The 13110-nt window shown below is 65.9% G+C and carries 16 protein-coding genes; 8 read left to right on the top strand and 8 right to left on the bottom strand.

What is annotated here, in order from left to right; all coding sequences use genetic code 11:
- The first annotated feature begins 2 nt into the window (after positions 1–2).
- The 3 genes from VN856_RS12380 (at position 3) to VN856_RS12370 (ending at position 2940) form a co-directional block, all read left to right on the top strand.
- Entirely contained in the window at positions 3–476 is a 474-nt protein-coding gene (locus tag VN856_RS12380; protein ID WP_325689379.1) for a glutathione peroxidase, read from the top strand.
- A gap of 79 nt (positions 477–555) precedes the next feature.
- Positions 556–1260 carry a DUF2334 domain-containing protein gene (locus VN856_RS12375; RefSeq protein ID WP_325689377.1) on the top strand — a complete coding sequence of 235 codons (705 nt, stop codon included), beginning with the start codon at positions 556–558 and terminating at the stop codon, positions 1258–1260.
- A 27-nt stretch (positions 1261–1287) separates the two neighbouring features.
- Positions 1288–2940, top strand: coding sequence for an FAD-binding dehydrogenase (locus VN856_RS12370; RefSeq protein ID WP_325689375.1), 1653 nt, complete (start codon positions 1288–1290; stop codon positions 2938–2940).
- A 71-nt stretch (positions 2941–3011) separates the two neighbouring features.
- Here the strand turns inward: VN856_RS12370 and VN856_RS12365 are convergent, their stop codons facing one another.
- Positions 3012–3650, bottom strand: coding sequence for an MBL fold metallo-hydrolase (locus VN856_RS12365; protein WP_325689373.1), 639 nt, complete (start codon positions 3648–3650; stop codon positions 3012–3014).
- Positions 3651–3682: 32 nt separating this feature from the next.
- On the opposite strand from VN856_RS12365, the gene VN856_RS12360 reads away from it, so the two are divergent.
- The 3 genes from VN856_RS12360 (at position 3683) to purQ (ending at position 5334) form a co-directional block, all read left to right on the top strand.
- On the top strand, positions 3683–4357 hold the full coding sequence (locus VN856_RS12360) for an ATPase (RefSeq protein WP_325689371.1): 675 nt from the start codon (positions 3683–3685) through the stop codon (positions 4355–4357).
- Between the two features lie 66 nt (positions 4358–4423).
- A complete protein-coding gene (gene purS / locus VN856_RS12355; RefSeq protein ID WP_325689369.1) occupies positions 4424–4663 on the top strand; it encodes a phosphoribosylformylglycinamidine synthase subunit PurS in 240 nt (79 codons plus the stop codon).
- Positions 4660–5334, top strand: a complete 675-nt coding sequence (gene purQ / locus VN856_RS12350; protein WP_325689367.1) for a phosphoribosylformylglycinamidine synthase subunit PurQ — start codon at positions 4660–4662, stop codon at positions 5332–5334. The genes purS and purQ overlap by 4 nt, the downstream gene beginning before the upstream one ends.
- A 7-nt stretch (positions 5335–5341) precedes the next feature.
- Here purQ and VN856_RS12345 read toward each other — a convergent pair whose 3' ends face one another.
- Positions 5342–6769 carry a wax ester/triacylglycerol synthase family O-acyltransferase gene (locus VN856_RS12345; protein WP_325689365.1) on the bottom strand — a complete coding sequence of 476 codons (1428 nt, stop codon included), beginning with the start codon at positions 6767–6769 and terminating at the stop codon, positions 5342–5344.
- A gap of 94 nt (positions 6770–6863) precedes the next feature.
- A complete protein-coding gene (locus VN856_RS12340) occupies positions 6864–7664 on the bottom strand; it encodes a lysophospholipid acyltransferase family protein (protein ID WP_325689383.1) in 801 nt (266 codons plus the stop codon).
- Positions 7665–7767: 103 nt separating this feature from the next.
- Between VN856_RS12340 and VN856_RS12335 the strand changes: the two genes are divergently transcribed.
- The gene (locus VN856_RS12335; protein ID WP_325689363.1) at positions 7768–8835 is read left to right on the top strand and encodes an NAD(P)-dependent oxidoreductase; all 1068 of its coding nucleotides are present in this window, start codon (positions 7768–7770) and stop codon (positions 8833–8835) included.
- Here the strand turns inward: VN856_RS12335 and VN856_RS12330 are convergent.
- The 5 genes from VN856_RS12330 to VN856_RS12310 all read right to left on the bottom strand — a co-directional run bounded on the left by VN856_RS12330 (position 8832) and on the right by VN856_RS12310 (position 12613).
- A complete protein-coding gene (locus VN856_RS12330) occupies positions 8832–10313 on the bottom strand; it encodes an NAD(P)/FAD-dependent oxidoreductase (RefSeq protein ID WP_325689381.1) in 1482 nt (493 codons plus the stop codon). The genes VN856_RS12335 and VN856_RS12330 overlap by 4 nt on opposite strands.
- Positions 10314–10379: 66 nt before the next feature.
- Positions 10380–10922 (bottom strand): hypothetical protein, encoded by a 543-nt coding sequence (locus VN856_RS12325; protein ID WP_325689361.1) that lies wholly within the window; start codon positions 10920–10922, stop codon positions 10380–10382.
- A gap of 65 nt (positions 10923–10987) precedes the next feature.
- Positions 10988–11593 carry a methylated-DNA--[protein]-cysteine S-methyltransferase gene (locus VN856_RS12320; protein WP_325689359.1) on the bottom strand — a complete coding sequence of 202 codons (606 nt, stop codon included), beginning with the start codon at positions 11591–11593 and terminating at the stop codon, positions 10988–10990.
- Positions 11580–12074 carry an RNA polymerase sigma factor gene (locus VN856_RS12315; RefSeq protein WP_325689358.1) on the bottom strand — a complete coding sequence of 165 codons (495 nt, stop codon included), beginning with the start codon at positions 12072–12074 and terminating at the stop codon, positions 11580–11582. The genes VN856_RS12320 and VN856_RS12315 overlap by 14 nt, the downstream gene beginning before the upstream one ends.
- Before the next feature lie 5 nt (positions 12075–12079).
- A complete protein-coding gene (locus VN856_RS12310; protein ID WP_325689356.1) occupies positions 12080–12613 on the bottom strand; it encodes a methylated-DNA--[protein]-cysteine S-methyltransferase in 534 nt (177 codons plus the stop codon).
- 308 nt (positions 12614–12921) lie between these two features.
- On the opposite strand from VN856_RS12310, the gene VN856_RS12305 reads away from it, so the two are divergent.
- On the top strand, positions 12922–13110 hold a 189-nt coding region (locus VN856_RS12305), incomplete at its 3' end, for a hypothetical protein (protein WP_325689354.1).

Below are 13110 nucleotides of genomic sequence, written 5' to 3'. Positions count from 1 at the left end.
ACATTCCCCTGGAAACGCTGGCCGGCGAGCCGACCACGCTGGGCGAGCTGCGCGGCAAGGCCATGCTGATCGTCAACGTCGCGTCGAAGTGCGGGCTGACGCCGCAGTACACCGGGCTGGAGGAGCTCCAGAAGCGTTACGCCGACCAGGGTTTCTCCGTCGTCGGGGTGCCGTGCAACCAGTTCGGCGGGCAGGAGCCCGGCACGGCGGAGGAGATCGAGACGTTCTGCTCCACCACCTACGGCGTGACGTTTCCGCTGTTAGCTAAAACCGAGGTCAACGGGCCGGACCGGCACCCGCTTTACGCCGAATTGACCAAGACGCCTGACGCCGCCGGCCAAGCGGGTGACGTGCAGTGGAACTTCGAGAAATTTCTGGTCGCACCAGGCGGACAGGTGGTCAACCGATTCCGTCCGCAAACGGTGCCCGACGCGCCTGAGGTGATCGCGGCTGTCGAGGCTGTGCTACCGAATTAGCTGGTCGGCGCTTCGAACTGACGCTTGCTGTCCGCGTGTATGTCACCATCTGGACATCTGACATCGTCAAAATTGTGATGTGTCTGGGAAACTGATCGTCTCGGTCTCCGGGATTTGCGAACGCACATTGGACGACGTCGCCGAATTCTGCGAGAAAATGGACAACCGGTCCGTACCGGTGTCGTTACTGGTCGCCCCGCGGTTGAAGAACGGTTACCGGCTGGACCAGGATCCGGTCACCGTCGAGTGGCTGGCAGGCCGACGTGCCGCCGGCGACGCGATCCTGCTGAACGGATATGACGACGCGGCCACCAAGAAGCGCCGCGGTGAGTTCGCCACGCTTCCTGCCCACGAGGCTAATTTGCGCCTGATGGCCGCAGACCGGGTGCTCGAACACCTCGGGCTGCGCACCCGGCTCTTCGCGGCGCCGCGTTGGACCGCATCGCCAGGAACAGTTACTGCCCTCCCGCGCAACGGGTTCCGTCTTCTCGCCGATCTGCATGAGATCACCGACCTGGTTCGGCAAACGACGGTGCGGGCACGGGTACTGGGCATCGGCGAAGGATTCCTGTCCGAGCCGTGGTGGTGCCGGATGTTGGTGCTGTCGGCCGAGCGCGTCGCGCGCCGCGATGGCGTGGTCCGGGTTGCCGTCGCGGCCAGTCACCTACGCAAGCCGGGCCCGCTGCAGGCGATGCTGGACTCGGTGGATCTGGGGCTGCTGCACGGTTGCGAACCCACCGTGTACCAGTGGCGGGCCGATCAGGCCGTTCTCGACGCGGCCTGACCCCTCAGGTCGCTACTGTGTAGCGCCATGAGCGATACCCAAGCTGATGTCATCATCGTCGGGGCGGGCCTGGCCGGCCTGGTGGCCGCCTGCGAGCTGGTGGATCGCGGCAAGCGGGTGCTGATCGTGGACCAGGAGAACGGCGCCAACCTCGGCGGGCAGGCGTTCTGGTCGTTCGGCGGCTTGTTCTTCGTCGACAGCCCGGAGCAACGTCGGCTGGGCGTGCACGACAGTCACGAACTCGCCCTGCAGGATTGGCTCGGCACCGCGGCGTTCGACCGGCAGGAAGACTTCTGGCCCCGGCAATGGGCACACGCCTACGTCGATTTCGCGGCAGGCGAGAAGCGCAGCTGGCTGCGCGCCAGGGGATTGAAGATCTTCCCTCTGGTCGGCTGGGCCGAGCGCGGCGGCTACGGCGCGCAGGGGCACGGCAATTCAGTTCCGCGCTTTCACATCACGTGGGGCACGGGCCCGGCGATCGTCGAGATCTTCGCGCGCCGACTGGTCGATCACCCGAAAGTGCGGTTCGCCCACCGGCATCAGGTTGACGAGCTGATTGTCGACGGCGCTGCGGTGACCGGGGTTCGGGGTTCGGTGCTGGAGCCGTCGTCCGAAGCGCGCGGCGTTGAGTCGTCGCGTAACGCGATCGGAGAGTTCGAATTTCGTGCGCAGGCGGTGATCGTCACCAGCGGTGGTATCGGCGGCAACCACGATATGGTGCGGGCGAACTGGCCGACCCGGATGGGCCGGGCCCCCGAACGGATGCTCACCGGCGTTCCAGCGCATGTCGACGGCCGGATGATCGCGATCACCGAGAAGACCGGCGCCCGGGTGATCAACCGGGACCGGATGTGGCACTACACCGAGGGCATCACCAACTACGACCCGATCTGGCCGATGCACGGCATCCGGATCATCCCCGGGCCGTCATCGCTGTGGCTGGACGCCACCGGCAAGCGGTTGCCGGTGCCGTTGTACCCGGGCTTCGACACCCTCGGAACGCTGGAGTACATCGCGAAGTCGGGCTACGACTACACCTGGTTTGTGTTGAACGCCAAGATCATCGGCAAGGAATTCGGCTTGTCCGGTCAGGAACAGAACCCGGACTTGACCGGGCGCAGCGTGCGTCAGCTGATCGCGTCGCGGGCTGGGTCCGGCGCCCCCGGTCCGGTGCAGGCTTTCGTCGAAAAGGGAATCGATTTCGTCACCGCACATTCATTGCGCGACTTGGTGTCGGCGATGAACGCCTTGCCTGATGTGGCGGCGCTGGATTATGCGACGGTCGCCGACGAAGTCACCGCCCGCGACCGCGAGGTGGTGAACAAATTCACCAAGGACGGCCAGATCACCGCGATCCGCGCTGCCCGCGAGTATTTGGGCGACAAGCTGGGCCGCGTCGTCCCACCGCACCCCTTGGTGGATCCCAAGGCCGGACCGCTGATTGCGGTCAAGTTGCACATCTTGACTCGAAAGACGTTGGGAGGGTTGGAAACCGACCTGGATTCACGAGTGCTCAAGGCGGACGGAACCCCGCTCGACGGGCTGTACGCGGCCGGCGAGGTCGCCGGATTCGGCGGCGGCGGTGTGCACGGCTACCGGGCGCTGGAGGGAACGTTCTTGGGCGGCTGCATCTTCTCCGGTCGTGCCGCGGGCCGCGGTGCGGCCAGCGACATCGGTTAAAAGCCTCGCCAGCGTGACGCCGGCCGCACAGTCGGCCTCGAGTGTGAAGCTAGCCGCACGCTCGTCGGCTGCTAAAAGGCAACCGCGCTTTCTTCAGGTAGCACCTGGAAGTCCGTGCTGGTCATCTCGCTGAGCCGACCGTAGTAAATGCCGCGCGCCTCCGGCGCGACGACGGCCTGGTGGATGGGCACCGCGTGGGTCGGCGCCACGGCCCGCAGGTAATCCACCGCCTCGGAGATCTTCATCCAGGGTGCGGCGGCCGGGGTGGCCAGCACGTCGACCGGCTCGTCCGGAACGAACAGCGCGTCGCCGGGATGCATGAAGCGTGCCGGGTGTTCGCCGTCGCCGACGAGATACGAGATGTTGTCTATCACCGGGATTTCCGGGTGGATGACGGCATGCCGGCCGCCGACCGCGCGGATGGTCAGCTCGCCGACCGACAGTTCGTCGCCGACGTGCACGGCGCGACACGGCACGCTCAGCTGCTCGGTGGTCTGCGGGTCGGCGTAGAGCGCGGCGCCCGGATTGCCGTCCAGTAGCGCGGGCAGTCGCTCCTGATCCACGTGGTCAGGGTGCTGATGGGTGATCACGATCGCGGACAGGCCGGTGATGCCTTCGAAGCCGTGTGAGAAATTTCCCGGGTCGAACAGCACCGTGGTGTGGCCGAAGTCGGCGAGAACGCAGGAATGGCCGAAATGCGTGAGTTGCATGTCTACGATTGTGCGCTCATGGGGTCCACGGCATGCGCCTAGTCCTGGCGGCGACGCTGATCGTGGGGGTTCTGTCGGCGGCGTGCGTGTCGTCGTCCGGTTTCGCCGTCGCGGATCCGGAAACCTGTCCGACGGTGTGCGACAAGATTCCCGACACCGCCTGGATCTCCTCGTCCGCGATACCGCTGAACGCCTCGTACCACTGGCCCTCGCCGGCCGAGTCGGCCGTGTCGATGACCGGTGGCGCGACGCCCCGGTTCCGGTTCGAGGAGGTGTGCGCGACGCCAGTCTTTCCGCAGGACACCCGCAACTCCGCGGTCGCGAGCCGGGTGGCTGTCGACAAACCTCAGGGCCAATGGCAGCTGCGGGCCGAGGTGGTGCACTGGCGGGGCGACACCGCACGCGGCGGCCAAAGCGCGACATCGGTGTTCGACATCGCCACCGCGGCGTTGCGCGGCTGCCAACTGGGTGCCGCCGGAGAGTCGCCGTCGGTCACCGTCGACGAGCCGAACCGGCTTTCCGCGGTGGTCAGCGGGCCGGTGATCATGCATACCTACCTGGTCGCGCGCTCGGAAAACAGCACGATTAGCGAGCTGACCCTATGGGCGTCAGACCCAGTCCAGCTGCCCTGGCCGATCATCTCCGACGCCCAGGTGCTGGACGCCATGGCCTCGCCGCTGTGCGCGGCCTACCTTGGCTCGTGCTAGCACGACGGCCGGGGTGCCGACCGGTAGAGTTGGCGCCGAGCAGCCAAAACATCAGGAGGAGTGCGGGTGGCCCGGGTGGTTGTGCACGTAATGCCCAAGGGTGAGATTCTCGACCCGCAGGGCCAGGCGATCGTCGGCGCACTGGGCCGGCTTGGACATGCCGGTATCTCGAATGTGCGACAGGGCAAGCGATTTGAGCTCGAGGTGGACGACAGCGTCGACGACTCGGCGCTGGAAGAGATTGCCGAGTCGCTGCTGGCCAACACCGTCATCGAAGACTGGACCGTAAGCCGAGAGCCGCAGTGACGACGCGTATCGGCGTTATCACCTTTCCCGGCACACTCGATGACGTGGACGCCGCCCGCGCGGTGCGTGTCGTCGGCGCCGAGGCGGTCAGCCTGTGGCATGCCGACGCCGACCTCAAGGGTGTCGACGCGGTGGTGGTACCCGGCGGATTCTCCTACGGCGATTACCTGCGCTGCGGTGCTATCGCGAAATTCGCTCCGGTAATGGGGGAGGTCGTCGCCGCCGCAGAGCGCGGGTTGCCAGTGTTGGGAATCTGCAATGGTTTTCAGGTGCTCTGCGAGGCCGGGCTGCTGCCCGGTGCGCTCACCCGTAACGCCGGTTTGCATTTTGTCTGCCGCGACGTGTGGCTTAAGGTCGCATCGACGTCGACGGCATGGACGTCTCGGTTCGAAGCCGATGCCGATCTGCTGATCCCGTTGAAGTCCGGCGAGGGCCGTTACGTGGCATCCGCCGACGTGCTCGACGAGTTGGAAGGCGAAGGCCGCGTGGTATTTCGCTACCACGACAACCTCAACGGCTCGCTGCGTGACATCGCCGGAGTCAGCTCGGCCAACGGTCGCGTCGTGGGGCTGATGCCGCACCCCGAGCACGCGATTGAGGCACTGACCGGGCCGTCCGACGACGGTCTGGGCCTGTTCTATTCGGCCCTGGACGCCGTCCTCGCCGCCTGAGCCGCAGCTAGCGCAACGCGTGTTCGGCCATCAGGCCGACCGTGCTGTTGCCGACGGAAAACCCTGCGGTGCTGCGTAATTCGCTGAATGCCGCTGCCAGTGCATCGGTTGCCTCATGTGGGTCCTTGAAGGTCTCGTCGTCGGTGAGCACCGCGATGCCGAGCTGGTCGACATAGCTCCAGACCGTGATGTTGACCGGGGCACCTGGTGACAGCACGCCCGTCGAGTAGATCTCGCTGACCGGGGCGCCGGCGAAGTGGCCACGCTCCCGTGGCCCGGCAACGCTGGACACCGCGACGTTCATCACCTTGCTCGGCGCGTCGCGGTGACCCATCCACCGAAACGCCGCCGGAGCGATTGCCGTCGGTAGGTAACCCATCATCTGTCCGTACAGGCGCGGGCCGAGAATTTCGTTTTCCTCCTTGGCGATCTTGGTTGCCGTCGCCACCAGCTGGGCGCGCTCGGACGGATCAGCGACGTGCACCGGCAGCGAGATCATCAGACCGCTGATCTCGTTGCCGGAGACTCGGTCCGATTTGTCGGTGGCGGTGGGTACCGACGCGAGGATCGGACGGTCGGCTGTCCCGTCATAGCGCAACAACAGTTCCCGCAACCCACCGGCCGCCGTCGCCAGCACCAGATCAGTGAGGGTGATGCCCAGCGCTTTGGCGGTCGCCTTGAAGTCGGCCAGCCGAAGTGCGGTGGTGGCGAACCGGCGCCGCGGCGACACCAGGTGGTTGAGGAAGGTCGGTGGCGCGTCGAAGGCGTTCGCGAGGTCCGGATGGTTGCCGCGCTCCCGAGAGCGGCGGCGTACCCGAGTGACACCCGTAGCGGCGCTCTTGAGGAGGCCGGGGAGCTCGGCGATCTGCCGGACGTGATCGCGGCCCGCGGCTCGCAGCAGACTTGCGGTGGTCGGTGTGACGCCGGCCTCGTCGTTGTCCCGCTCGTCGGCCGGTGCGTCCTTCAGGTCCATGGCACGGGCCAGCAGGTTGACCGAGGCGACACCGTCGGCCAGTGCGTGGTGGATCTTGCCGATCACGGCAAACCGTCCGCCGGACAGCCCTTCGGCGAAGTGAAATTCCCACAGCGGCCGGCTGCGGTCCAGCGGCGTGGAGGCCACCTCGCCGATGACGGCGTCGAGCTCGCGGCGCCCGCCGGGTGCGGGCACCTGCACCCGGTGCAAGTGGTAATCCAAGTCGACTTCGCAGTTCTCCAGCCACATCGGATGATGCAGCCGCCAGGGGATGTCAACGAGCTTGTAGCGCAACGGTTCCAGCAGGTGCATCCGGCGGAGTAGGTGGCGGCGGAAGTCGTCGAAGCCGAAGTCGATTTCGCCGCCAGAAGGATCGATGATCGCCACCTTCAGCGTGTGCGTGTGCAGGTTCGGCGTCTCGCTGTAGAGCAGCATGGCGTCCATGCCATTGAGTCTTTTCACGCCCACCTCCGTGCCGACGTATTCATGCAAGCACCAACGAGATGGTGTATTCGCCGAATCGCAGATTCGGCGTCGGCAGCTCAGGAGTCGGACGTCAGCCCAGGATCGGGAACCGACGCTGCTTGGCCAACCGGTCCAGCGCGGCCTGCATCACCGACCGGATGTACTCGTCCACCGCGGCGACGTCGGGATCCTTGCCGAATTGCGCGGTGATGTCGATCGGTTCGAGGACCTCGGTGACAACCTTCGATGGCAGCGGAAGGTTGGGCGGGAGGATCACGCTCAAGCCGAACGGGAAACCGAAGCTCACCGGCAAGATGTCCAGTCGAGCCTTGGTCAGACCGAGCGTGCGGGCCAACCAGTTGCCGCGGGTCAAGAACAGCTGGGTTTCCTGCCCGCCGATCGAGACCGTCGGCACGATCGGCACGCCGGCTTCGATGGCGGTCCGGACGTAGCCGGTGCGGCCGTTGAAGTCGATGGTGTTGCTGAATGTGGGACGGTAGGAGTCGTAGTCGCCGCCGGGGAACACCAGCACCACCGCGCCCGAATGCAGTGCCACGGCGGCATTCTCACGACTGGCCTCGATGACGCCGAGGCGACGCAGCACGCCATCCAACGGGCCCATGAAGATGCCGTAATGACCGAGTGTGTAGACGGGGCGGTCGTAGCCGAATTCGTTGTAGAAGGCCGGCGAGAAGATGAAGACGTCGGGAGTCATCATCCCGCCGGAGTGATTGGACACCACCAGCGCTCCGCCCGATGACGGAATGTTGTCGATGTTGCGGACCTCGGCGCGGTGATACCGCTTGATCAACGGTCCGACGGTTTTCGCGACCTGCTTGGTGAATTCCGGATCCCACTTGGCCGTCTCGCGATTCCTGGGCGCATTCGCCATGTGTGAGCCCTCGCGGTTGCCGGTCAACTTTAACAGCATGTTACTCTCATTTTTGGAGAATGTCATATTCGCATGTTGAGAATCGATCTCAGACTGGGGGGCGATGACCGAGAAGGTGCTTGTCACAGGCGGTTTCGGCCTGGTCGGGTCGCAGACCGTGCGCCGGCTGACCGCCGACGGCCACCGCGTGGTCGCCACGGACCTCGGAACCCCCGCCCAGCGCAAAGCCGCCGAGTCGCTGCCTGCCGGCGCCGAGGCCAGCTGGGCCAACCTCACCGACCCGCGCGACGTTGACCGGCTGCTCGCCGAGGTGTCGCCAACCGTGATCGTCCACCTGGCCGCGGTGATTCTGCCGCCGGCCTATCGCCATCCTGAACTCGCGCGTCGCGTCAACGTGGACGCGACCGCGGAGCTGCTGCGCGCCGCGCAGGCAAGCGAGCATCCGCCGCGCTTCGTGTTGGCCTCCAGCAACGCGGTCTACGGGTCGCGTAATCCCTATCGTCACCCCGACCGGCTGCGCGTCGACTCCCCGCTGCGGCCGGCGGACCTTTACGGCGCCCACAAGGTGATGGCCGAAAACCAGGTCCGGGCTTCGAGTTTGGAGTGGGTGATCCTGCGCCTCGGCGGGGTGATCAGCGTCGAGCCGGGCGCGATGCCGTTCACCGGCGACGCGTTGTTCTTTGAAAGCGCGCTGCCGACCGACGGGCGCATCCACACCGTCGACGTCCGGGATGTCGCGGCCGCGTTCGCCGCTGCGGCGACGGCCGACGTCGCGGGCGAAACTCTGCTGATCGCCGGCGACGATTCGCATCTGCTCCGGCAGAAAGAGGTCGGGTTGGCGCTGGCCGCGGCCAGGGGGTTGTCGGACGTCCTGCCCGCCGGCCGCCCCGGTGATCCCGACAGCGACGAAAACTGGTTTGTCACCGACTGGTTGGACACCACCCGCGCGCAGCAGGCGTTGAAGTTCCAGCACCACTCGTGGCCGGACATGCTGGCGGAGATGCGGGCCATCGTCGGGTGGCGGCGCTATCCGATGTTCATCGTCGGCCCCGTGGTACGGCAATTCCTGAAACGCCAAGCCGCATATCGGGACGCACCGGGCCGCTACGCCGACCCGTGGGGCGCGATCAGATCCCGGCTCGGCGAACCTCGGCCAGATAGTAGCGATTAGACGCGGGTCGAATCACGATGCGCTTCAAGGAGTCTCAGCCAGACTTCGCTGATCGTCGGAAAGCATGGGACGGCATGCCACAGCCGGTCGACGGGCACTTGGCCGGCAACTGCGACGGTGGCCGAATGCAGAAGCTCCGAGACGCCGGGACCGACGAACGTCACGCCGAGCAGGTAGCCGCGGTCGGCGTCCACCACCATCCGCGCCCGCCCGGTGTATCCGTCGGCGTAGAGTTTCGCGCCCATCACGACGTCGCCTATGTCGACGTCCACGGTGTGCACACGATGACCGGCCTGCTCAGCTTCACGGGCCGATAGTCCGACCGCGGCGGCTTCGGGATCGGTGAAGAAAACCTGTGGCACGGCGTAATGGTCGGCAGTGGCCGCATGCGTACCCCACGGCGCGGTATCCAGTGTCTCGCCTGCTGCCCGCGCCGCGATGGCTGCACCGGCGATCCGCCCCTGGTATTTGCCCTCGTGGGTAAGCAACGCCCGATGATTGGCGTCGCCGGCCGCATACAGCCATCCGTCCTTCACGGCTTTCACGCGACAAGTGTCGTCGACCTCAAGCCAGCTGCCAGGAGTGAGTCCCACTGTCTGCAAACCGATGTCATCACTGTTCGGAGCGCGACCCGTTGCAAACAGCACTTCATCAACTTCCAGCTCGCTGGCGTCGCTCAATTCCAGAGTCACCGGTCCATCCGGGTCGGCACGGTGTAGCCGGCTCACGGACACATTCAGGCGGACATCGACGCCGGACTTCCGGAATCCGCGCTCGACGAGCGCACCGACGAACGATTCCATCTGCGGCAGCAGACCTGGCCCCCGGGCCAACAATGTGACCGAAGCACCCAAACCGTGCCATGCGGTAGCCATTTCGACGCCTACCCCGCCTGCGCCGACAACCGCGAGCCGGTTTGGCACCGCGCTGCTGTCGGTGCCTCTGCGGTTAGTCCACGGCCGGGCTTGAGCGATGCCGGGTAAATCCGGAAGCGCCGCACTACTTCCCGTGCAGATGACGACGGCGTGCCGAGCGGTCAGCGCCGACGTGTCCCCGCCTGCCGTGGTGACCGTGACGCGACGGGGACCGTCCAGTCGTCCGTGGCCACGCACCAGAGTTGCGCCGATACCGGCCACCCAATCGGCTTGATCCGCGTCGTCCCAATTGGTCACGTAGCGGTCTCGTCGACCGAAAACGCCGGCCGCGCTGATCGAACCCGTGACCGCTTCGCGGGCGCCGTCCAGATGATCTGCATCGGCGATGGCGATCACTGGACGCAACAGCGCCTTGCTGGGCACGCACCCCCAGTAGGAACATTCACCGCCCACCAGTTCGCGTTCGACCATTGCGACGCTGAGATCGCCCGCTCGGGCGCGCTCGGCGGCATTCTGTCCAACGGGTCCGGCCCCGAGCACGACGACATCGTAAGTATGTTCGGCTGCTGTCACTTTCGCCCTTTCGCTCGGATCGTGTGACAGCCTACTGCGGCATAGATCAAATGGGTTAAGTAGCCCAAAAATTTGATCGCCCGGGGAGTCTGGCCCCTAGTTCAGCGCGCTCTGATCGATCTGGACCGGGTATCCCGCGCCCAGCACTGCCACTGTCGACGCTGGGGTGAGCACCGACGCGAAGCCCTCGACCGGCTTCGCCGCCAGTCGTCGATAGGTGTAGGCATCTTCGTCGAAGACCGCCAGGTGATCGCCTGCGATCACGGCCGGTCCATCGGCTGTGTCGACGAATACCCCATCGGGCAGGGCACGCCACGGCATCCGATGCGATGCAGCCCGTTCGCGATGCAGCAGGTTGTCCATGTCCCTGGCGTAAGGCATTGCGCCGCCGTGGGTTTGATGCCACATCTGCCGGTAGGTGTTGTAGTCGCTGCGGCGGCATTCGGCACAGGGGCGATGACCCGCGGCGAACGCGACCGCCTCGTCGAGAAAGAACAGCTGGGTGTAGTGATTGGGTGCCCACTGCTCGGAGTGCCGTCCTCTGAACTCCAAGACGCAGGTGATCCAGGCCTTGCCCCGAGAGTTCCTGACGACGTCGCGGGCACCGCGTCCTTCGTGTAGCCGACCCCGATTGCCCATCCATGCTCCGCGGCTCGCGACCGCGATTATGTCGCCGCGCGGCGAGACCCGGTTGCGGGCGGGCGTCACTTTTCGATGCCTTCGAGATCCAATAGCGCGCGTTTGGCGCTCGGACCACCGCGGTAGCCGCCCATGGTGCCGTCGGAGCGGACCACGCGGTGGCATGGCACCACGACCGGGATGGGGTTGGTCGCGCAGGTTGTCCCCACGGCGCGAACGGCCTTGGGTGATCCCGAAAGTCGGGCCAGGGTGCCGTAGCTTGCAGTGGTGCCGTAGCCGATGTCGACGGCCAGGTGACCGAGGACCACACGGCGAAATCCTTTGGAGAGCTGCCAATCCAGCGGAATGTCGAAGGCGTGACGACGTCCGGAGAAATACTCGTCGAGTTGGTGCGCCGCAGCGTCCAGGCGGGCTGGAGCGTGCAGCAGTCGGGAGCTGATCCGGTCGGACAGGTTCTGCAGGACGGCGTCGTGGCCCTCGCTGCTGAACGCCACGCGCACCAGTCCGACGGGCGTCGCGGCGATCAGCAGCGAGCCGACCGGGGAGTCGACCGTGCGGTAGGCGACGTCGAGCAGGTCGTCGTCGTCAGCGGCGGCCGCTAGACGGGCGTGTAGGCGGGTGAGGTCGTCATCGTCGACCGGATAGGCCGCGGTGAGGTCAATGGTGGTCATCAGCGAACTCCGTTGTGAGGTCATGCGAATAGGTGCGCCGCAGGGTGGCGATGCCGTCGGCGGCCGCCCGGCGCGCAGCGGCCGCGCTGCTGTCGAGGAGCGTGGCGATCTCGGCGTAGGGCAGCCCGGCCAAATAGTGATAGGCCACCGCTTGACGTTGTTTGGTGGGCAGGGCGGCAACCGCTTGGGTGAGCTCGAAGTGATCGTCGTCGTGATCGGGCATCGGTCGGTCCGGTGTTTCTGGCACGGGGATGGCCCGTCGCGCCGACGCGCGGGTGATGTCGATCGCCTTGCGGTGAGCGATCGTCACCAGCCACGCCTCGACGTTGGCGTCAGCCGGCAGGGCGGGGTAGGCCTTCATCGCCGCCAGGAAAGCCTCCGACCAAGCGTCGTCAGCGTCGGCGTGGCCGAGGACCGCGCGCACCACCCGCAGCACGGTGGCACCGTGCTGCGCGACGACGTTTTCGAACGGCGGCTTCATTCCTGTTACCAGAGTGCTTGCGGTGCAACGGGTACGGCCTTCTCCAGCTCGAGGAGGAGCTGCTTGCGGTCCAGGCCGCCGGCGTATCCGGTGAGTTTGCCCGTTGATCCGACCACACGATGGCAGGGGATGAAGATCGACAACGGGTTGTGGCCGACGAATCCTCCGATAGCGCGCGCGCTGATGCCGCCACCGATCCTGCGGGCCAACGCACCGTACGTCGTGGTGCGGCCGTAGGGGATTTCGGAGAGCAGCTGCCAGAGCCGACGGGCTCGTTCGCTGCCGACGGGATTGAGCGGCAGATCGAATTCCTCGCGTTCGCCGGCGAAGTATTCGCGCAGCTGCGCGATCGCCTCGTCGAATCCGTGGTCGTCGCTCGGCTCGACTTGCGGCCCGAATGTCGTCTGATCGGGCTGGGTCCAGTGCCCCGGGTAGTACAGACCGGTCAGACCGTCGTCGTTACGTACCAGAGTCAGCGGTCCGATCGGTGAGTCGATGACGACGTGACGAGTCGACGTGGTGGTGGCTGCGGTGGACATGGGACCTCCGGTGTTCGTTGGAATTGTTGTCTACCGAGTAGACGTTGAGGGCGCCGGGTTTGTGAGGTTCTTCTTCGAACCTGTCGAGTTCTACTGAGCCACGCTCAAGTTAACGCATCACACCGTTGGCCAGTTAACGAAGTTGGCTGGCCTCTCCGCGAAATTGATTGTCGGCGTTGATCTGTTTGCAAAGCTCGCTGCTTCGGACCGGTTTGGCAGGTTACGTGCAGCTAACTCATAGGCAGCCTATGTAGCGTCGATTTTGTCCAATCCGGGGCCCAATAGGCCCGAAGTAGACAGAAGTCACGATGATGCGACCGAACCAACTGATGGCCGGAGCCGCCATCGCCGGAGCATTCACGGCAATCGCCATCGGAGCAGGAACAGGAACGGCAAGCGCCTTTTCCGGCCCGCTGGCCCGTGCCGGCGGCCAGGGTGCCGCGCCCGCATTTCACAACCCGATACCAGTCCCGTTGGGAGGCGGCGGCGGGGGCGGT

Source organism: Mycobacterium sp. (assembly GCF_035603715.1).
In the GTDB taxonomy this organism is placed as follows: Bacteria; Actinomycetota; Actinomycetes; order Mycobacteriales; family Mycobacteriaceae; genus Mycobacterium.
The sequence above is the reverse complement of the archived record's forward strand: the minus strand, read 5'-3'. Positions and strand labels throughout refer to the sequence as shown.